The following is a 21,146-nucleotide window of genomic DNA, read 5'->3' on the forward strand; positions in this document are numbered from 1 at the left end:
TATTAATCATTAAAATTCTAATTATGAAAACAGCTATTACATTATTTGCTATTTTATTACTTGTTACTTCTTGTGGTGTTTTTGGTTCGCTAACTTCAAACACAACTATTAAACCAAACGAAAGTTTTGTTTTAGGAAACAATGAACACGGAACTTTTAAAGTAAAACTTAAAAACGTTTCCAATCACGATTTAAAAATAATTATGGCTCCAATTGCTGGCGGAACACATTCGCCGATTACTGTTAGCCCAAATGAAACTGTAATGGTAAAAGCAGAAAGAAATACAGCTATAGTTATTGAAAACAAATCAAATGAAAGCGTGTCAGTCGATTTGTATGTTACTGGCGATACCGGATTATCAATGGGATATAAAAATTAAACGAGTTTCAATCATCAATCAAAATCAACTTCAAAATTCAACTTCAAAATTCAAAAATTATGACAAAATTAATTATCGCAATTGTATTTACATTAACTTCAATTTTTGCAAACGCACAACTTAAAGGCACAGGAAAAACGGTAACTAAAACCTATGATTATAAAACCTTCGATAAGCTATCTTTTGAAGGGTTAAATGATGATATTCAAGTTGAAATAGGAACTTCTTTCAAAGTAGAAATTACTATGAAAGAAACCAACGAAAAAAACATACAATTTGTTTACGATGAAAAAGAGACAGAATTGTCTTTAAAAGTAAAAGCAAAAACCGGAAAAGAATTATATGACGAAAGAGATACTTATCAAATTAAAATTACTATGCCTGAAATTTCTGTTTTAAAAAATTTTGGCAATAGTGATATTAATGTAAAAGGAATTATTGGAAGGTATTTTAGAGCAGAAACTAGTGGCAATGGAAGTATCATTTGCCAAGGCACAATAGACCAACTCGATATTGAAAAAGTGGGAAATGGTGATATAAACGCCAAAAAATTAATCGCAAAAAATGCTAAAATAAAAAATATAGGAAATGGAAATGTACTGGTGAACGTTTCTGAAAATTTAGAAGGAAACCTGGTTGGAAATGGTGACATCCAAAACATTGGAAAAGCACAATTTAGCGCAAAATCTACCAAAAAAGGAAATGGAAATTTAATCGTCGACTAGTGTTTTAATCATCGTTAAACTGTTATAAATTTAAAAGCAGAGTGACTTTTAATAATACAATGAGTTAAATCCAGTAATTGCATAAAATAAGTCAATTTATGGTACTGCCCAAAAACAATCTGTTAAAACATTGTCTTTGTAATAGAAATTTGCTTTGCGGTTGCCACTATAATCTAAATACAAAAATTCTAATTCATAGACATTACAGGCAATGACGGTGAAGTTTTTTTGAAAAGCATTACTTTCATCATCAGTTGGTTTTATTTCAGAAAACTTTTTGTCATATCCTAAAGTTGGCATTGTTGACTTAGTATTTGGTGCTTCAATAGTCATGTAACCCAATCTAGCTTGAGGACTTGTTGATTTCCATCTATCCCTAGCTAACCCATCATCAGTGTGTAAAATAGCTCTTGCTTTTACAACAATTTGTATCCTTTGTCGCGCATCATAAAACAATAATGAAATTCGATTATCTTTTTGCAAATCGTCCATTTTGCGCGAACGATTATCCGTGTGAAAAAAGATGGTTTTGTTTTCTTCATCTACTTTTCTGTTAACAACAATGCGTTGCGAAGTACTTCCATCTTCGCCAATTGTTCCCACACACATGGTGCGAAAACCGTTTTTTTTCTTCACAGAACCATTCACAAGTTTTTTCCATGCCAATTGTTCGACCTGAAGTAAAGTATAGTACCCTTCATTTATTATAATTGATTGTTCCAATGTATCACTCATGTGTGTTCAAGTTTTTCAATTGACATTTTTAAATAGAAAAAAATCGCAAAGTATGATGTCATTACGATTTTAAATAACTTTTAGAATAATATCCAAATTTAGAACATTAATTGAGTCTTTGAACCTGAACAATAGTTAAGAACAAATTGCAATTGGAAGTTTTGGTTTATATTTGCAGATTAAATGCGATGGCATTAATAAAATTGACAGATATAGAAGATGAAGCACATTAGAAATTTTTGCATTATTGCACATATTGACCACGGAAAAAGTACGCTTGCCGATAGACTTCTTGGCGCAACACAAACCGTTACCGCTCGTGAAGAAAAAGCACAATTGCTTGACAACATGGACTTGGAACGTGAACGTGGGATTACAATAAAAAGTCACGCCATTCAAATGGAATATAAATACAAAGGTGAAAATTATATTCTGAATTTGATTGATACTCCTGGACACGTTGACTTCTCTTATGAAGTTTCTCGTTCAATTGCAGCTTGCGAAGGTGCGCTTTTGATTGTAGATGCTGCACAAAGTATCCAAGCACAAACGATTTCCAATTTATATTTAGCTTTAGAAAACGACCTAGAAATTATTCCCGTTCTAAATAAAGTAGATTTACCAAGTGCTAATCCCGAAGAAGTTAGTGATGATATTATCGATTTATTAGGTTGCAAATTAGAAGATATTATTCATGCTTCGGGGAAAACAGGTTTTGGTGTAGAGAATATTTTAGCAGCCATTATAGAAAAAATTCCGGCTCCAAAAGGCGTTATTGATGAACCATTACAAGCCTTAATATTTGATTCTCATTACAATCCGTTTCGTGGCATTGAAGTAATTTTTAGAGTGAAAAATGGCGAAATCCGTAAAGGGCAAAAAATTAAATTCATGGCAACAGGTAATGAATATTTTGCTGATGAAGTAGGAACGTTAAAACTAAATCAAGTTCCGAAGAATGTGATTTCTGCTGGCGATGTTGGGTATTTAATTTCTGGAATTAAAGAAGCGAAAGAAGTAAAAGTTGGTGATACTATTACTGATGCTAAAACACCAACAACCAATATGATTACAGGATTTGAAGATGTAAAACCAATGGTTTTCGCCGGAATTTATCCTGTTGATACTGAAGATTATGAAGATTTGCGTGCTTCGATGGAAAAACTACAATTGAATGATGCTTCTCTAGTTTTTGTGGCTGAAAGTTCGGCTGCTTTAGGTTTTGGTTTTCGATGTGGTTTTTTAGGAATGTTGCACATGGAAATTATCCAAGAACGCTTGGAACGCGAGTTTGATATGACCGTAATCACAACTGTTCCGAACGTTTCGTATCTGGCTTATACCAAAAAAGAACCTGAAAAAGCTTTTGTTGTAAACAATCCTTCTGATTTGCCAGAACCTTCCCGTTTAGACAGAGTAGAAGAACCATTTATAAAAGCGACTATTATTACCAAAGCCGATTTTGTGGGTAACGTAATGAGTTTGTGTATCGAAAAACGGGGTCAAATTACCAACCAAACTTATTTAACAACCGAAAGAGTAGAATTGAATTTTGATATGCCTTTAGCTGAAATAGTATTCGATTTTTATGACAGATTGAAAACCGTCTCTAAAGGATATGCCTCATTTGATTATTCACCTATTGGAATGCGAACTTCAAAATTAGTGAAACTAGATGTTTTATTAAATGGACAAACGGTTGATGCACTTTCAGCCTTAATTCACGAAGATAATGCGTATAATATTGGTAAAAAAATGACCGAAAAACTACGTGAATTAATACCAAGACAGCAGTTTGATATTCCTATTCAAGCGGCAATTGGTGCCAAAATTATTGCTCGCGAAACCATAAAAGCGTTACGTAAAGACGTTACTGCAAAATGTTATGGTGGCGATATTTCTCGTAAACGTAAGTTACTTGAAAAACAGAAAAAAGGTAAAAAACGCATGCGTCAAGTAGGAAATGTAGAAATTCCTCAAGAAGCATTTATGGCTGTTTTGAAGTTGAATGATTAAGGAGTATTAAGACAAAAGTATTAAGTAGTAAGACTGAACCCAATGACGAAAGTTGTTGGGTTTTTTGATTAGAAATAATTTCACTAAATTTGTTACTATGGATGCAATAAAACTAAATATCAACTTGAATGTAAATCAGTTGGTTGAAGCAGTAAAACAATTATCTCCAAAAGATAGATTGAAAATCAACGACGCAATATGGAATGATGAAATCGAAATTCCAATTGAGCATCAAAAGATAGTTTTAAGTCGTGTTGCTAAAGCAGAAGCAGACACTAACAGACTTTTGGATTGGAATAAAGTTTCTAAAAATTTATAATCTTGAGTTATAAATTAAAAATTGACGTTGATGCTTTTGCGGATATTCAACAAGCACAAGATTGGTATGAGCTTCAACAGAAAGGATTGGGAAAACGTTATACCAATCAGGTAAAGAAGCAAATTAATGCTCTGAAAAAAGATCCCTATATCTTCTCTATAAAATACAAAGAAATTCGCTGCAAGAAAGTTGACAAATTTCCTTTTTTGATACATTATAAAATTAATGAAGAATTAAAAACGGTAAATATTTTTGCAATTTTTCATACTTCTAGAAATCCTGAGATTTGGAATAGAAATAATAAATAAAAGACATGATGGAATTTATCCTTTCATTCCCTCAAACAATCTCTTCACATCTTCCACTTTAAAAAGTTGCGTTCCTTCGTTCATCGTGGCAGCTGTACCGCAACAAACACCGATTTGAATCACTTCTTTTAAAGATTTATTTTGCGATAAAGCCCAAACCATGCCGCCAACCATACTATCACCAGCGCCAACAGTACTTTTCTTTTCCACTTTTGGTGCTTTTACTAAATGTGTTTCGTCTTTAGTTACTAAAATTGCGCCTTCTGGTCCAAGAGAAACCACTACAATTTCGGCGCTTTTATTGGAAATGAGTTGTTTTGCGGCTTTTTCAACTTCGGGTAATTCTAAGTGGTCAACACCTATGAGTTTTGCCAGTTCGCCGATATTTGGTTTAATCAAATATACTCCGGTTTCTAACACTTTTCGTAAGGACTCTCCAGAGGTATCCACAACTACTTTTATTCCAGAAGCTTTGGCAGTTTCAGCAATTTTTTGATAGAAATCTGTTGGCAAACCTTCGTTTAAACTGCCACTAATAACTAAATAATCTGCTTTTACTTTTGATACTACTTCGATTATTTTATCCTTTTCATCATCTGAAATTTCATTCCCAGGAAATCCAAATCGATACTGCGATTTTGTAGCGTTTTCAAAAGCGATGAAGTTTTCTCGTGTCCAATTTTTGGTTTTAATAACAGTGCTTTCTAGTCCTTCTTTAGTAATTAATTCTTCCAGCATTTCTCCTGATGAACCACCCGAAGTAAAAACACAAGTTGAACTTCCGCCCAATTTTGCAATGGCTTTTGAAACATTAATTCCGCCACCACCAGCATCATATCTTGGTTTTTCGCAGCGTATTTTTTGCTCGGCAATTAATGAATTGAAATGCGTGCTTTTATCTAGCGAAGGATTGATAGTTAAAGTAATAATGGAATTAGGTTTCATTTTATATGGTTTTTTATTAAAAAAGGTGAAACTTTCGTCTCACCTAATTTATGTTTAAATTTTTATTCTGTTATCATCTGATTGTGTGTCAATCAATTTATTATAAGGATCAACACCTACTTCGGTTGGTTTTTCTTTAACAATAACTGTTATCGAATTATCTATTTTATTGATTTTTACTTTTTTCAGATACAATTCTTTATCCGTTTTTTTGTTTTTTATCGTTTGTTCCCCAAAAACGCCTATTTCTACATAATCATTCAAAGGATATGATTCAACGGCATATTTGTCGCCTTTTTTCTTGTAGGTTAACGTTTTGCCTTTCGCATCTTTAAAAATACGTTTTCCTTTGTCGTTGGCTTTATATTTTGCCACTTCAAAATTGATTTTTACTTCATATTTTCCATTTGGTAATTTTTTTGAAGTAGCTTTTTCCACTCGATTATCATAAAGTGTGATGGTTTCAAACATATCGTTGATTACATACTGCAAACTATCAGGAGTTGCAGCTTTCAATTCATTGACAAACTCAATAGAATTGGTATAAGGTGCTTCTTGAAACGCTACTTTGTTGATGTAACTTTTTAAAGCATTATTCATCGTTTTTTCGCCAATAAAATCGCTTAAAGCGTATAATACCAGCGAACCTTTGTTATAATGAATGTATTGTTGATTTTCGTTAAACATTAAAGGCTGTTCTTTGCGTTGTTCAGAAGTTCTTCCTTGTAAATAACTATCCAAAGCGTCTTTCAGAAATTTACGCATTTGTTGTTTCCCATAGGTATGTTCTAATACTTTTAAGGAACTATATTCCGATAAACTTTCAGACATCAATGTTGCACCTTGTACATTGGCACCAATCACTTGATGTGCCCACCATTGGTGCGCTACTTCATGCGACGTTACCGAGAATGGAAAATCTACCGCATCTTGATTTTCATCGTCTACAGCGGCTATAAACCCAATAGCTTCAGAGAACGGAATGGTATTTGCAAACGATTGTGCAAATCCACCACCAGTTCTTGGAAATTCGATTATACGAACTTGTTTATGTTGGTATGGACTAAAGTTTTCGGTATAATAATCTAAGGATTTTTTTATAGCCGAAATCATTCTGTCTACATTATAATCATGTCCTTTGTGGTAATAAATTTCTATGTTTACATTGTTCCATTTCTCTTTTTTAACTTCATATTTACCCGAATTAAAGGCATAGAAGTTAAGCATTGGTCTATCCATTTTGTAATGGAAATAATTCCGCCCATCTTTTGTCCATTTTTTGGTTAAATAACCTGGCGCAATTGCCGTTTGATCGCCAGCTGTACTTACTGTGGTTTCAAATGTTACCCAATCAGCATCATTACTTATGTAAGTGTTTCTTCTAGCAATAGAATCGGTTGCCATTGCCATGCCTTCTTTGGGTTTTAAACCGTATTTTTTTCTTACTTCATTATCGATTATTTCGCCTTGGTCTGAGTAGCCAATACTTGGAAACATCGAATTATTAATAAAGGTTCCGTTATAAATCACAGGCGAATTATCGGCAAAAAGGGTATTGGGTTTATTCTTTTTTATGAATTTCATTTGAATAGAATCGCCAGCTTGAAGTGGTTTTTCTAGTCGATAAATATCAAAGTTGTACAGCGTATCTTTTGAAATGGTTTTTGTAGTTACATTAAAACTAACTTCCGTTTCACCACTATGATTAATATAAATGTCGTTTATAGTAGCTTTTGTTTTGTTTTTTAATGTATAAGTTCCTTTAGCAACAAAATTTCGTTCTTCTGGATACAAATCCACATCGACTTTTATTGCCGTTATTCGAGGTTGTGGTTTATTTTCGTATTTTTTATACTTCTTTTCCCATTCTACCATTTCTTTTTCAATTTCATTTCCCGATTTAGAGTCGTTTACAATATTGTCTTGATAATAAATAGTACTTCCAATAGCAAAAAAACTAATTAAACCTAGAAGTGCAGGAATTCCAATTTTTGGATTTAATCTTCGTTTGGCTTCGCTAAAACGTGCTTTTGCTGATTGCCCAATGCCACGTGTGTAGAATAAAAGTGCCAAACAAAACAGCACAATTCCGAGAGAAAACCAATATATTTTGTACATAAAATAGTTGGCTAATCCATGTCCGTAGCCATTCATATCAGAGTATTCAAATCCTGGATCACTATTAAAAATGAAAATGTCTTGTTCTACACCAATGGCAGGAAGGAATGCTAACCCAATTGAAAGTAGAAGTAGCACAAAAAAGCCCAAAAGATAATTTTTGAAAAGTGTTTGGATAAATACTGCCAAAAGTGCCCAAACTAAATAATGGATAAGTTTTAGTCCAAAAAGTTCTTTCAGATAATGACCTAGTTCAAAATCATAAAAACCAGAATAGGTTTGGTATAAAATTCCAGCTATCATAATTACAAATAACAAAACGATTTGCATTTTGATAAGAGCTATAAATTTAGAACCCAATAAAACCCAGTTTGGAGTAGGTGTTACGTCTATCAAATGATTCATTCTAGTTGTAGTACCACGATGAATTAGTATTCCAGCAAAAAGGAAGGTTACTAAATTGATAAAAAGTCCAAAAGTGCTTCCCGGAATTAATAACATTTGCCAAGTAACGGGATAAGTTTCAGTACCAAATATGCTTCCTACAGTTGTAGCCGAAATTAAAATAAACAGCAATCCAACAATCAATATACTGATGAAAATCCAGTTTTTAACAATGAATTTGAAATCTAAGTTAGATAAACTCCAGGTTGTTTTTAAGTTTTGTATAAATGAAAAATCAAAAGCTACTTTGGGTAAGTTGATTTTAACAATGCCACCAAAATTATTTTTTACAACTCGTTCGTTACTTTTACTTTTCCCAAGCGTTAAAGCCGTTTGTGAAAAGGAAAATGAGCGATACATCAGTCCTAAAATCAGAATCGAAACGCCAAACCACAACAAACGATTGTAAATGATAACACCTTCAAAAGGAAGTAAATAATTATTTTTCTCATACATTGTCCAGTATTTGGTATAATAACCCAAAGCATCGGCACCAAATGGATCAAAAAGCGCAACCAAATATTTGTTATCTGCTTCTTGAGTTAAATTATCCACAATACTTTGAACAAATAACAAAACAATGACAGTAATAAAGCCTACCGATACGTTACGTGTAATAGTAACTACAGAAAAAATAATTACACCATAGAAAAATAAATTTGGAATTATAAACAGCAGATAGCTTTGCGCATAAGCCATAAAGCGGTGTGGACCAAGTAAATCTTCGTTTACAAAGGGTAAAAAACAGGCTAGGAATGCACCTAAACCAACAAATAGCGTAATTATAACTACCACTAAAAACGAACTAAAAAATTTCCCTAACAGATAATCTCTTTTAGAAAAAGGATAGGAAAATAGTATCGAATGCATATTGTATTTAAAATCTCGATACACTGATGCTCCAATTACCGATGGAAGCAAAAAATAAATAAACACAGATAATCCATTTAGAATTCCGTTTAAAGCGATTGGCGAATTTGAAATGGCATTAGAACTCGTTGTAGTTTTAAAACTATCAAAAACACCCAAACTACTTGCCATTATAAATAGCGATAGCAAGAAGAAAATCCCAGAATAGATATAAAAAGCAGGGTTTTTAAACCATCTTTTTATTTCGAAAGTAAATATAGTTCCAAACATATTATTGGTCGTTTTTAAGTGCTACAAAATAAACGTCTTCTAGTTGAGGCGTGCTTTTTGAAAAACTTTCATCTGGTTTTTCAACACTGTGAACTCTAATATTTAAGGTATTGTCTTGGTTGTAGTTAGAGGAAATTACATTGAATTCTTTTTCACACTGCTCTAGTGTTTCTCTTGTAATAGTTTTAGTCCAAATTTGTCCTTCTAAAGTTTCGGTAGCAGCTTTTGGCGTGTTTTGAATTAATATTTTTCCACCGTTAAGAATCGCTACTTCTTTACACAATTCTTTAATATCATCTACAATGTGTGTTGAAAAAATTACGGTATGATTGGTTCCAATTTCTCGTAAGACATTTAAAAAACGGTGTCTTTCAGCTGGATCTAAACCTGCTGTTGGTTCGTCTACAATAATCAGTTTTGGATTGTTTAAAAGCAATTGTGCAATTCCGAAACGTTGTTTCATTCCGCCAGAATAACCGCTAACACTTTTTTTGCGAACATCCCAAAGATTAGTTACTTCAAGCACTTGTTTTACAATAGCTTTTCTATCGTTTGAAGAAGAAATACCTTTTAACTGCGCAAAATAGTCCAACAATCGTTCAGCTGACATACTTGGATATACCCCAAATTCTTGAGGCAAATAACCTAGTACTTTTCGCAATCCTATCTGGTCTTCTAATACGTTGATATCACCAAAAGTTATGCTGCCATTATCTGGTTTTTGAAGTGTAGCAATGGTTCGCATTAAAGATGATTTTCCAGCACCATTTGGACCAAGAAGTCCAAACATTCCAGTACCAATTTCAAGATTTAAATTATCTAATGCTTTTACGCCATTTGGATAGGTTTTGCTAAGGTTACTTATTTGAAGTTTCATAAAATGGATTTTTTTATTTTACAATAGGTTACTTTTTCACTAAAATGTTACATGATTTTCAAATATATTTATTTAAAAATAAATAATACCACCGTTTTAGATAAATTTATAATTAGGTCATTCTTCAATTTGTTTTCTAAAAAAAATTAAAACAAGGAACATCGCATTTCAGTAATTGACTTAGTTGTTAAAATAGTAACTTTGCGACTTTCAATAATAAATAGTATGCTAGAAGATAAAACACCACAACGAACGTCACTGTCACAATTGGGAGAATTTGGTTTGATTGAACATTTAACGAAAAATTTCGATGTAAAAAACGCCTCAACATTCAAAAGTATTGGTGACGATGCTGCTGTTTTAGATTTTGGTACCAAAAAAGCAGTCGTTTCTACTGATTTGTTGATTGAAGGTGTACATTTTGATTTGGCATATATGCCGTTGCGTCATTTGGGTTACAAAGCTGTTGTCGTTAATATCTCTGATATTTGCGCGATGAATGCTAGAGCAACTCAAATTACGGTTTCAGTGGCAGTTTCTAATCGTTTTCCGCTAGAAGCATTGGAAGAATTATTTGACGGAATTGCTTTGGCTGCAAAATTCTATAATGTAGATGTTATTGGTGGTGATACTACTTCGTCTCAAAAAGGATTAATTATTTCGATTGCCGCTATTGGGGAAGCAAATGAAAAAGAAATTATTTATAGAAACGGTGCCAAAACAGGTGATTTATTGGTAGTGTCAGGCGATTTAGGTTCGGCTTATATGGGTTTGCAGGTTTTAGAACGCGAAAAGCAAGTATTTCAAGTAAATCCAAACAATCAACCCGATTTGGATGCGTATACTTATTTGATAGAAAGACAATTACGTCCAGAAGCGCGACACGATATTAAAGAATTATTGTCAAAACTAGATGTAAAACCAACCGCTATGATTGATATTTCGGATGGATTATCGTCTGAAATTATTCATATTTGTAAACAATCAAAAGTGGGTTGCAATTTGTATGAAGAAAAAATTCCGGTTGACCCGCAGTTTATCAACGTTTGCGAAGAATTTAATATCGATTCTACCACAGTAGCTATCAATGGTGGCGAAGATTATGAATTACTTTTTACAATAGCTTTAGAAGATTTTGATAAAATAAAAGCAAACCCCAATTTTACCGTTATTGGACACATGGTACAAGAAAGCGAAGGTATTCACTTAATCACAAGAGCCAATACTAAAATTCCACTAAAAGCTCGAGGATGGAATGCTTTGGAAGAGTAGTAAACTCAACATGCTTTGTGTCAATTATTTCGATCTCCAAACGTGCAAACTTCATTTTTGATAACTAATTTTCGAGAATTTTGTTTTACAAAAAAACCAGAAGCCGTCTCAAATTTTGAGACGGCTTCTTTTTCCCCTAAATTTTGTCTTGTAAATAATTTGGTTACTTTATTAAAATATATTTACAAAACTGACCCTGTAATCATTTAGCTAAATTAGTTGTTGATTTCCAGTATTCAATTACGGTTTCCCGCATATTTCATTACGGTTTCCCGTATAATCGTTAAATGACACCTTTATGCTTCGCTTCACGAATTAAATCGATATCACTTCCGCCTTTTACTTCAAGAATTTCTCTAATATTCAACTTTCGTTTTTCAATGGCACTAAGCGATAGCGGAATATATTGTGGTAAATCTTTTGTTTTTACGCCTTTTGACAAATGAAATAAGATTTGTTTATCAAAAACGTCTAATTCGATGTTATTGTATTGTGCTTGGCCAACCAATTTTATGACGGTTTGACTGTAATAACTTTCATTTTTAATTATTTTATCAAAAGCGAATAGCAATTCGTCAAAAGTCAAATCGTTTTTGATAATTAAACCACTTGGATTGATGTTTTTAATGATATTGTTTATTTTCAATAACTCCGTGTGCATTGTTAAAAGGATAATTTTACAATCTGGCATTTCGGTTTTCATAAGCATCGCTAAATCTTCTCCAGAATAAATTCCTTTCTCGGCATATTCTGGCATACTGATGTCAAAAAATGCAATATCAAAAGGTTCAGTTGCCTCAACTATGTACTCATAACCCGCTTTACAATTGCCAGCTTGGGTTACTGTAAACTGTTGTCCTTGTTGACTGTATTTATTAATGGCGTTTTTGTAAGCTTCAATAATAAAAGGATGGTCATCTACAATTAAAATATTCATTGGGTTTTTCATGCTTCTTCTACAATTATTTGTTTATTTACTAATGGAATAGTTATAGCAATTAAAGTTCCAGTGTCTTTTTTTGAACTGATATCGATAATACCTTGACAGTCGTGTGTTCTTGAAATCATATTTTGCATGCCAATTCCTTTACTTTTTCTATTAACATCAAAACCAATTCCGTCGTCTTTAATTTTTAAATACAAATTTTCACTATCGCCTTTTATTTCTATGCTTATGTTTTTTGCATTTGCATATTTATTAATATTTTGTAAGCCTTCCTGCAATATGCGATACATATTGATTTTTACAGTATTATTGACTTTGTCCCAATTGACGCTGTTGTCAATAGTATATTTCAAATTGGCCTGATAAGAAGATTGTTGTTCTTCTAATAAATTATGAACGATGGAAACAAAGTTATTAATTAAAACTTGTTTTTCTCTGTTTAAATCATGTGAAATTTCGCGAATGTCTTGTTCTATGGTTTTGAGTTCGTTTAATAATTCAAATCTGCGTTTGACGGTTTCCTCGTCGTTATTATTGTTTAAACTGTCCAAATTTAAACGCAAACCGAACATTCTGCCCAATACGCCGTCGTGTAAATCTTGTGCTAATCGTTTTTTCTCTTTATTTCTGCTTTCGTCAATAATAGATTGTTGTGACATCATCAAATTAAAAATATCTTCGTTGGCTTTCTGTTGTGCCTGTTTGTATAATAATTCTCGAGTTCTAGCTCTTTGTGCTCTAACGATAAATAATAAGGCTACAAGAATGAAGGAAACTACAAAAACATAAAGTAATGTTCTGTTTTTCTCTACTAAACCTTCTTTTTCTTGAATAATTTCGTCAGTTTCTAACTGAATTCGAGCGAATTTTTCTTGCGATTTTCGTTCTTTTTGTTGTAAACTGTCATTAATTCGGATGTAATCTTGAGAATATTTTCTAGCTTCATCCGATGGAAAAACTAAGGAACTTTGTTTCAGCGCACTTAAAATATCAACCGGTAATTTTGTGATTTGAGCTAGTTTTATGGCTCTTTCTGAACTCTTTCTAGCATTTTCTAAATCATTTTTCTCAGCATAAAATTCTGAAAGATGATTTAAAGTATAAACTGAATTAGAATATAACTGTAGACTATCACTTATTTTTAACGACTCTTGAAACATTCCTGGTAAACCAGCGTAATCTTTAATTTTAAATTTACAATAGGCAAGATTATCTAAAAGTAAAACATATAAATCGGGAGTGTCTGTTAGCAGTTTTTTATTTTGCAATGCTAAGTTAAAATAAACGACTGCTTGTTTATAGTTTTTTTGGAGTTTATAGGTATGACCAATATTATTTATGACTGTAGCTTTTGGATGTTGGCTATTATCAATATCATATTTTTCGATGATTTTTAAAGCTTCTTTATGATATTCTAGTGCTTTGTCATATTCACTGAGTTCATTATTTATATTTCCAAGAACGGTTAAAATTAAGTAGATTTTGTAGTTGTCATCAAGATTTTTAAGAATATTGTAAGCTCTTACTCCAGTTACATCAGCTCTTAAAAAGTCATTTGAATAAAATTGAACAACACTTTTATTTAATAGAGTGTTTCCTAAATTAAGTTCATCAGAAAAAATTTCATAAATTTTCTCTGATTCACCATAATAATAAAAAGCGCTATCATAAACGGTATTGTTCTTTAAATAGCTTGCTCTGTAGCGATAAGCATTCGCAATATTTATAGAGTCATTTGCAGTGATCGCATCTTGAAGTAATGTTTTATATGTAAAGTCAAATCTATAATAGTCTTGGTTTATTACTTGAAAGGTTATTACATTAACAAGAGCCTCTCTTTTTGCTTGACTGTTTTTTTTGGTTTTAGATAGTTCAACCGCTTTTTTTGAGGCAATTACTTTTTCTTGATAACTTTTTTTGTCATCAGATAATATTTTGCTGTAATAGTTTAAACTATCATTACTATTAATCGGTTGTTCGTCATTGCCATTCTTCTCATTACAACTTAAGAAAAGTAAAGTAGAAATTAAAATTAAACCTTTTTTCAACGGATGATTTTTAAAAAAGGTAAATATAAACAATAAAAAAAAGCTACCAAAGTATGATAGCTTTAAATATATTGAAAGAGTAAGTAATTAATTTACTGCTGGCATCATGTAACCTCTCTCAAGATTAAATCCAAAACCCTTAGGAATTCTTCCACCAGTTTCAGAAGCTACACCAAAACCTTTGGGAATTCTTCCGCCAGTTTCAGATGCTATTCCAAAACCTTTAGGAATTCTTCCACCAGTTTCAGAAGCTATACCAAAACCTTTTGGTATTCTTCCACCTGTATCAGTTGGAGTTGTAAACGATGTAACCACTAGCATTAAAGCTACTAATCCGAATGTTGTTGCTAATTTTTTCATAATTTGAGACTTTTTATTAGTATGATTTTGTTTTTAATTTATTGCGCATACCCAAAACTTGATTTAAGGCTTGTGATATTTTCACGATGTAAAACTAAAAAGGATGTCTCTGTAAATCCCCATGATTTCAGGGGTTTATGGTAGAATGCTGTCGTTTGATAGTGAATGATAGCCAAATCGTGGTGGATGGTTTTTGGGTTTTTGCCGTTTTTGTTGATAATTGGCAATTTTTGTGGATGACTAAAGTTTTAAATCTCCAAATAGTTTCCTCCAGCAATGCGATTTATAATCAAATCTACATTCTCTTTATAGGATTTTGAGAATGGAAGTTTGGTAGTAGAATTTTTGATGTAGCAAACAGTGTTTCCAGTATGAATTCTCGAAACTTGATTTACGTTAATAATGTAACTGTTATGAATGCGCAAAAATTGTAGCTGCGGTAAAACCGTTTCAAAATGTTTCAGGGTTTTAAAAGCAGTAATCATTTCGCCATTGTTCAAATGAATATCAGTGGAGTTATTATCGGCTTCAAAATAAAGAATATCGTTTGAGTCGATGTAACGATAATCACCATAGGATTTCACACAAATGATGAGCGATTGTTCTTTCTGAACTACAATTGCTTTTTCAGCAGTTGTGTTAGTTTTTATTTCTATTTCGTTTTCTGTTTCTAACTCTTCCACTACTGTTTCGTCTAACACTTCAAAAGTAGCCACAGGATTTTTAACTTCTGAATGTGGTAAATTGGATTTTATTGCTCTGTCAAATTTTAAAATCGCTTTTCTAAAATCATTTACATTAATTGGTTTTAGTAAATAATCGATTACTTCATATTTCAGTGCATCATATGCTAATTCTTTTGTGTTAGTAGTAATGATGATTTTTGGAACTACAGGTAAGTAACGGTACAACTCATTTATTAAACTTAACGACAAATTACTGTTTTTGTCAGCGGGATCAATTTCAAGAAAAACAAGTTGCGGTTGGTGCTCCAAAATAAGGTTTACACCATCGTCATAATTATTGGCATAAGACAGAAAAGACAAATTACGAAATCGCTCTGCAATGGCTTGCGTTTTCGCGACATCGTCTTGATTGTCATCTATAATAATATACGATTGGCTCATGTAGCTTTTCCTTGAATTTGGGAAAGCATCACAAGATTAAATCACAGGTAGTTTGGGGAAACTGATGTGTTTTTCGTTCGCACGAAAATAAAAGGTATGGTAGTATTTTTTTAAAAATGTTGACAGAAATGAGGATACTGTTAATATGTGCTTTTTAATCTAAGTATACACTTACAAAAAATTCTGTCAACCGATAGATATGTTAAATAAATCTGATTTTTTAAACGTGTTGTATTTTATTTTATATTTGAAAAAATTACCTTTTATGAAAAAATTTATTATTGTTCTCTACTTATTGCTTTGTTCAGTTTTAGGTTTTGCTCAAGACGTTCTCACTAAAAAGAATGGCGAAGATATTTCGTCTAAAGTTCTTGAAGTTACCACAACAGAAATTAAGTATAAGAAATTTGATAATCCGAATGGACCTACTTTTACCATTTTAAAATCAGAGGTCTTACTCATTCGTTATGAGAACGGAACTAAAGATGTTTTTAACGAACCACAAAAACCAGTAACACAGTCGCAAGCTGTTGTTGAACGAACAGTTTCTTTTAAAAAAAATGAAATTAAAGGAAATGTATTGGCTTTGATTTTAGGAAGTATTGCAGTTACCTATGAACGCATTTTAAATGAGGAGTCGGCGGTCGGATTTGCACTTACTGTGCCTGTTGATGATTATGTTTTTGATATTAATTATACGGCAACTGCTTATTACCGCTATTATTTTGGGGAGAAACCTGCTGCCGGATTTTTTGGCGAAGCCTTTGGAATGTTAAATAGTGTAGACGATTATGTTTATGAAGACAATTTTAGCTCGGGCTATGAGAGAAAAAACTTGACCGATTTTGCGATAGGTGTTGGTCTTGGTGGAAAATGGGTAACCAAGAAAGGATTGATTTTAGAATTGAATATTGGTGTTGGTCGCAACTTGTTTAATAATCAGTTTGAACGCGATTATACTATTATAGGTAGAGGTGGCGTTAGTATTGGCTACCGATTTTAAAAATTGTTTTACTTAAAAGCAGTTTTTAAAAGGCATGATAGTAATGTAAAATCAATTCCCATGAAAAAAAGCGTTGTTTTTATTTGTTTTTTGTTAACCACTATTGGCTTTGCTCAAGACTTATTGACTACAAAGACAGGTGAGGATATTTCGTGTAAAGTTCTTGAAGTAGCTATCACAGAAATAAAGTATAAAAAATTTGATGACTTAAACGGTCCTGTTTTTTCTATACTGAAATCGGAGGTGTTACTCATTCGTTATGAAAATGGGACCAAAGATATTTTTGCTGTTGATGAAAATATTGGAACAGTTTCGTTTATAAATAATGATCCTTTTGCTCAAGGACAATCAGATGCTCTAAAATATTATAAAGAGTATAAAACAGCTAGCACTGGAACGCTCGTTACGAGTATTTTTTCTCCTATTTTAGGACTTGTTCCTGCCATCGCGACTTCTTCAACTCCGCCTGATGTTAGTAATTTAAATTATCCTAATGTGGCTTTTTTGAGTAATCCTGATTATGTAAATGGCTATAAGACAAAAGCTCGAAAGATAAAGCAGGATAAAGTGTGGACAAATTATGCTATTGGCGCGGGAACATGGTTGGTATTAATCGTTGCGGCAATCGCTATTTTGACTGCAGGTTTTTAAGAACAATTGTTTTTACATTTAATATATTAATTTAAAAAAAAACGGGACTACATTTTAGATCCCGTTTTTACTTTTTTATAGTTTGCAACGCATTATTTCGTTCGCAATAACCAATTTCTCATCGAAACTTCTTGGTTAATGATATTTCTCAATTCTGTAATAGCTACTCTGTCTTGTTTCATTGAGTCTCTGTGGCGAATGGTTACTGTATTATCTTCTAGCGTTTGGTGGTCAACTGTTATACAGAATGGAGTTCCGAGTGCATCTTGACGACGGTAACGTCTTCCTACAGCGTCTTTTTCATCATAGGCAACATTGAAATCCCATTTTAAGTCTTCGATAATGTCTTTTGCTACTTCTGGCAAACCGTCTTTTTTAATTAATGGTAAAACGGCTGCTTTTGTTGGTGCTAAAACCGATGGCAATGAAAGCACTGTTCTTGTTGAACCATCTTCTAGTGTTTCTTCTTTTAATGATGTTGCGAAAACGGCCAAGAACATTCTGTCTAATCCAACGGATGTTTCTACAACGTATGGCACGTAGCTTGAATTAGTATCGTTATCGAAATATTGCAGTTTTTTGCCTGAATATTGTTCGTGTGCTTTTAAATCGAAATCGGTTCTTGAGTGAATTCCTTCTAGTTCTTTGAAGCCAAATGGGAAATTGAATTCGATATCGGCAGCAGCGTTAGCATAATGGGCTAGTTTTTCGTGGTCGTGGAAACGGTAGTTTTGTTTGCCTAAACCTAATGAAAGGTGCCATTTCAAACGGGTTTCTTTCCAGTAGTCGTACCACTTCATTTCTTCGCCTGGTTTTACAAAGAATTGCATTTCCATTTGTTCAAATTCGCGCATGCGGAAGATGAATTGTCTTGCTACGATTTCGTTACGGAATGCTTTTCCGGTTTGTGCTATTCCGAATGGAATTTTCATTCTACCGGTTTTTTGAACGTTGAGGAAATTAACAAAAATTCCTTGTGCGGTTTCTGGACGAAGGTATAAATCCATGGCGTTTTCGGCAGATGCGCCGAGTTTTGTGCCAAACATTAGGTTGAACTGTTTTACATCGGTCCAATTTCTTGAACCGCTTTCTGGACAAGCAATTTCTAACTCTTCAATCAATGCTTTTACATCTTCTAAATCGCCGTTTCCTAATGATTTACCCATTCGTTCTAGAATTTCTCTTTCTTTTGAAAGGTATTCCATCACTCTTGGATTGGTGGTTTTGTATTGTTCTTCGTCGAAAGCTTCGCCAAAACGTTCGCGGGCTTTTTCGATTTCTTTTTTGGCTTTTAGGTTTAATTTTTCGGCATAATCCTCAATTAAAACGTCGGCTCTGTAGCGTTTTTTGCTGTCTTTGTTGTCTATTAATGGGTCGTTGAATGCGTCGACATGGCCTGATGCTTTCCAAGTGGTTGGGTGCATTAGTATCGCGGCATCTAGCCCAACGATGTTTTCGTGCATTTGCACCATGGCTTTCCACCAGTATTCGCGGATGTTTTTCTTTAGTTCGACACCGTTTTGTGCGTAGTCGTAAACTGCACTTAAACCATCGTAGATTTCGCTTGACGGAAAAATAAATCCGTATTCTTTTGCGTGCGAAACTACATTCTTAAATATATCTTCCTGTTTTGCCATAATGGTGCAAAAGTATAAAAAGAGAATTTAAAATAGTGTTTTATATCGATTTTTTGAATTAGCAGTTTGTAAGAGAGTAGACATTGTATTGATAAATTGTTGTATTCTGTAATGTAGATCTATTGTTCTAAAATTTACTACTCAAGTTCTGAAAATCAGTACTCGTGTTCTGAAATTCACTACTCATGTTCTGAAAATCAGTACTCGTGTTCTGAAATTTACTACTCGTGTTCTGAAATTTAGTACTCCTGTTCTAAAATTTACTACTCGTGTTCTGAAAATCAGTACTCGTGTTCTGAAATTTACTACTCGTGTTCACCGTTGCGCAAAGCCTCCCGACTTTGAGCCACTAAATTATTTAAAGTGCTTTTCATTAGCTATATAATGTTATACTTCTTGAGTACTAATTTTATATCCTACTTTGATGCGTATTCAAATATAAATAATTTGTAGATGCGTTGGTTTTTGTTCTACTTTTTATATTTCCGCAAAGTCGGGCGACTTTGCGGAGCTGGGGCACGGATTGCAAATCCGCGCTGTCGGGGATCATTTTATTGCAATTTTGTCATTCCAAACATTTTCACATCTGTCCTCTAACAAAATCACTATTTCTTTATCCCAATAGTTTGGTGTTGATTTCTTTAATACAAAATTTATAAAAATCAGTTTATTATCATTATCGTCATACTCTCCAAAATACTGCCTATTGTATTTACACAAATTATTATAATTCCAGCATTTATTTTGAGTTGATATTTTATTTTTCTTAATATCTTTAGATTTAATGATTAATAATTTTTCAACTTCTTTTACATCATCAACAGTTGGCGTGAAAAATTTATTAGTAGTTCTAATGAAATACTTGTTTTCATATTCTTTTGGAAAAATATATCCCTTGTAATTCTTTCCTTCAATAAAAACCGTATTGTTTAAAACGATTGACAATGTAATTAATATTAATGATGCTTTCATTGTTGAATGTTTATAATTACTGATGGCACAATCTGTGCATTATTTATAATTGCTGGTGCAGGAGATGCATTTGAATTTAATCCACCATAATAAAAATTTGGATAATGTGCACTTTTAATTCTTCCGCTGCGCAAAGCCTCCCGACTTTGAGCTACTAAATTATTTAAAGCGCTTTTCATTAGCTATATAATGTTATACTTCTTGACTACTAATTTCATATCCCACTTTGATGAGTATTCAAATATAAATAATTTGTAGATGTGTTGCTTTTTGTTCTACTTTCAATATTTCATCAAAGTCGGGAGACTTTGCGGAGCTGGCTAGAAAATGGATTATTGTTTTATTAAAATATATTCGCCAAAAGGAAGTTTAAACGGTTCAGGATTTTGGGTTAGGTTTCCTTGACCGTCGGTAAACAGCACGTTGTTTGTGGTGTAAAACCAAACTTTGATTTTTTCTATTCCATTTTCTAGATATGGTCTTACGACAAGATGTCCGTTTGCTACGCCCATACCATCGTAGTTTGGTTCATTATATGAAAATTCGATCCTTCTTTCGTTGGGTTCACATTCGTTACATCGTGGGAAACTTGTTGAGCGTCTTAAACGCATCCAGCCAAAGAGATTATGTTTTTTATTATCTCTGTAAGTTGTACCGTAATTATTGTTTATATTAGGTAGTGTATTGATTTTTTCTATACCATTTTCAACATAGCGGTATTCTCCAACTAGGAGGTCTTGACTGTAACTATTTATTCCATCGAATGTACTTAAATTATCTCTTTTTTGAATCATAATGGTTAGTGATGTAGTGCCTTGTGTATATTTCCAAGTACCGACAAACTGGTATCTGAAATTTGTTAGATCTTTATAGTAAGCACCATTAACATCGCCAATCATTGTGTTGTTATCATATCTATCAATTATTTGAGCAGATGATAAAATTGTGAAAAATAGACTTAGTATTAGTATATTAAATTTTTTCATTGTTTTTATAATAGAATGCGCTATCGGGGTTATTGGGTTAGAAAATGGATTATTGTTTTATTAAAATATATTCGCCAAAAGGGAGTTTAAACGGTTCAGGATTTTGGGTTGGGTTTCCTTGACCGTCTGTAAACAGC

Annotated in this window: 20 protein-coding genes; 8 read left to right on the forward strand and 12 right to left on the reverse strand. The window is 32.8% G+C overall.

The window, feature by feature from the left end; all coding sequences use genetic code 11:
• Nucleotides 1-23: 23 nt before the first annotated feature.
• Together WFZ85_RS03265 and WFZ85_RS03270 are read left to right on the forward strand one after the other, a co-directional pair.
• Nucleotides 24-380 (forward strand): hypothetical protein, encoded by a 357-nt coding sequence (locus tag WFZ85_RS03265; RefSeq protein WP_342694851.1) that lies wholly within the window; start codon nt 24-26, stop codon nt 378-380.
• A 59-nt stretch (nt 381-439) separates the two neighbouring features.
• Complete coding sequence (locus tag WFZ85_RS03270; RefSeq protein ID WP_342694852.1) at nt 440-1,105, forward strand: GIN domain-containing protein; 666 nt, start codon at nt 440-442, stop codon at nt 1,103-1,105.
• A gap of 96 nt (nt 1,106-1,201) precedes the next feature.
• Here the strand turns inward: WFZ85_RS03270 and WFZ85_RS03275 are convergent, their stop codons facing one another.
• Entirely contained in the window at nt 1,202-1,840 is a 639-nt protein-coding gene (locus WFZ85_RS03275) for a pyridoxamine 5'-phosphate oxidase family protein (RefSeq protein WP_342694853.1), read from the reverse strand.
• 219 nt (nt 1,841-2,059) lie between these two features.
• Between WFZ85_RS03275 and lepA the strand changes: the two genes are divergently transcribed.
• The 3 genes from lepA to WFZ85_RS03290 all read left to right on the forward strand — a co-directional run bounded on the left by lepA (nt 2,060) and on the right by WFZ85_RS03290 (nt 4,483).
• Nucleotides 2,060-3,856 (forward strand): translation elongation factor 4, encoded by a 1,797-nt coding sequence (gene lepA / locus WFZ85_RS03280; RefSeq protein ID WP_342694854.1) that lies wholly within the window; start codon nt 2,060-2,062, stop codon nt 3,854-3,856.
• Between the two features lie 97 nt (nt 3,857-3,953).
• Nucleotides 3,954-4,175, forward strand: a complete 222-nt coding sequence (locus WFZ85_RS03285; protein WP_342694855.1) for a hypothetical protein — start codon at nt 3,954-3,956, stop codon at nt 4,173-4,175.
• Between the two features lie 2 nt (nt 4,176-4,177).
• A complete protein-coding gene (locus WFZ85_RS03290) occupies nt 4,178-4,483 on the forward strand; it encodes a type II toxin-antitoxin system RelE/ParE family toxin (protein WP_342694856.1) in 306 nt (101 codons plus the stop codon).
• 15 nt (nt 4,484-4,498) lie between these two features.
• On the opposite strand, the gene WFZ85_RS03295 is transcribed toward WFZ85_RS03290, so the two are convergent.
• From WFZ85_RS03295 to WFZ85_RS03305, 3 genes are read right to left on the reverse strand one after another with little or no spacing between them, the layout of a single operon-like run.
• Nucleotides 4,499-5,428 carry a 1-phosphofructokinase family hexose kinase gene (locus tag WFZ85_RS03295; RefSeq protein WP_342694857.1) on the reverse strand — a complete coding sequence of 310 codons (930 nt, stop codon included), beginning with the start codon at nt 5,426-5,428 and terminating at the stop codon, nt 4,499-4,501.
• A 54-nt stretch (nt 5,429-5,482) separates the two neighbouring features.
• On the reverse strand, nt 5,483-9,130 hold the full coding sequence (locus tag WFZ85_RS03300; RefSeq protein ID WP_342694858.1) for an ABC transporter permease/M1 family aminopeptidase: 3,648 nt from the start codon (nt 9,128-9,130) through the stop codon (nt 5,483-5,485).
• A 1-nt stretch (nt 9,131) separates the two neighbouring features.
• Nucleotides 9,132-10,007, reverse strand: a complete 876-nt coding sequence (locus WFZ85_RS03305) for an ABC transporter ATP-binding protein (RefSeq protein ID WP_342694859.1) — start codon at nt 10,005-10,007, stop codon at nt 9,132-9,134.
• 225 nt (nt 10,008-10,232) lie between these two features.
• Here WFZ85_RS03305 and thiL point away from each other — a divergent pair, with 225 nt between their 5' ends.
• Nucleotides 10,233-11,279 carry a thiamine-phosphate kinase gene (thiL, locus tag WFZ85_RS03310; protein ID WP_342694860.1) on the forward strand — a complete coding sequence of 349 codons (1,047 nt, stop codon included), beginning with the start codon at nt 10,233-10,235 and terminating at the stop codon, nt 11,277-11,279.
• A 283-nt stretch (nt 11,280-11,562) separates the two neighbouring features.
• Here thiL and WFZ85_RS03315 read toward each other — a convergent pair whose 3' ends face one another.
• From WFZ85_RS03315 to WFZ85_RS03330, 4 genes are all read right to left on the reverse strand, one after another.
• Nucleotides 11,563-12,216, reverse strand: a complete 654-nt coding sequence (locus tag WFZ85_RS03315; protein ID WP_342694861.1) for a response regulator — start codon at nt 12,214-12,216, stop codon at nt 11,563-11,565.
• Nucleotides 12,217-12,224: 8 nt separating this feature from the next.
• The gene (locus tag WFZ85_RS03320) at nt 12,225-14,273 is read right to left on the reverse strand and encodes a tetratricopeptide repeat-containing sensor histidine kinase (protein WP_342694862.1); all 2,049 of its coding nucleotides are present in this window, start codon (nt 14,271-14,273) and stop codon (nt 12,225-12,227) included.
• Between the two features lie 87 nt (nt 14,274-14,360).
• The gene (locus WFZ85_RS03325; protein ID WP_342694863.1) at nt 14,361-14,633 is read right to left on the reverse strand and encodes a hypothetical protein; all 273 of its coding nucleotides are present in this window, start codon (nt 14,631-14,633) and stop codon (nt 14,361-14,363) included.
• A 248-nt stretch (nt 14,634-14,881) separates the two neighbouring features.
• Nucleotides 14,882-15,760: a LytR/AlgR family response regulator transcription factor gene (locus tag WFZ85_RS03330; protein ID WP_342694864.1), complete on the reverse strand. Its 879-nt coding sequence runs from the start codon at nt 15,758-15,760 to the stop codon at nt 14,882-14,884.
• 265 nt (nt 15,761-16,025) lie between these two features.
• On the opposite strand from WFZ85_RS03330, the gene WFZ85_RS03335 reads away from it, so the two are divergent.
• Together WFZ85_RS03335 and WFZ85_RS03340 are read left to right on the forward strand one after the other, a co-directional pair.
• The gene (locus tag WFZ85_RS03335) at nt 16,026-16,763 is read left to right on the forward strand and encodes a hypothetical protein (protein ID WP_342694865.1); all 738 of its coding nucleotides are present in this window, start codon (nt 16,026-16,028) and stop codon (nt 16,761-16,763) included.
• Nucleotides 16,764-16,823: 60 nt separating this feature from the next.
• Nucleotides 16,824-17,414 (forward strand): hypothetical protein, encoded by a 591-nt coding sequence (locus tag WFZ85_RS03340; RefSeq protein WP_342694866.1) that lies wholly within the window; start codon nt 16,824-16,826, stop codon nt 17,412-17,414.
• Nucleotides 17,415-17,506: 92 nt separating this feature from the next.
• Here the strand turns inward: WFZ85_RS03340 and WFZ85_RS03345 are convergent, their stop codons facing one another.
• The 4 genes from WFZ85_RS03345 to WFZ85_RS03360 form a co-directional block, all read right to left on the reverse strand.
• Nucleotides 17,507-19,051, reverse strand: coding sequence for a glycine--tRNA ligase (locus WFZ85_RS03345; RefSeq protein WP_342694867.1), 1,545 nt, complete (start codon nt 19,049-19,051; stop codon nt 17,507-17,509).
• A 546-nt stretch (nt 19,052-19,597) separates the two neighbouring features.
• Nucleotides 19,598-20,023 carry a hypothetical protein gene (locus WFZ85_RS03350; protein ID WP_342694868.1) on the reverse strand — a complete coding sequence of 142 codons (426 nt, stop codon included), beginning with the start codon at nt 20,021-20,023 and terminating at the stop codon, nt 19,598-19,600.
• Nucleotides 20,020-20,202, reverse strand: coding sequence for a hypothetical protein (locus WFZ85_RS03355; RefSeq protein WP_342694869.1), 183 nt, complete (start codon nt 20,200-20,202; stop codon nt 20,020-20,022). The genes WFZ85_RS03350 and WFZ85_RS03355 overlap by 4 nt, the downstream gene beginning before the upstream one ends.
• Before the next feature lie 153 nt (nt 20,203-20,355).
• A complete protein-coding gene (locus WFZ85_RS03360; protein ID WP_342694870.1) occupies nt 20,356-21,009 on the reverse strand; it encodes a DUF6705 family protein in 654 nt (217 codons plus the stop codon).
• Between the last annotated feature and the right edge of the window lie 137 nt (nt 21,010-21,146).

Source organism: Flavobacterium aureirubrum, assembly GCF_038739835.1.
GTDB classification, from domain to species: domain Bacteria; phylum Bacteroidota; class Bacteroidia; order Flavobacteriales; family Flavobacteriaceae; genus Flavobacterium; species Flavobacterium aureirubrum.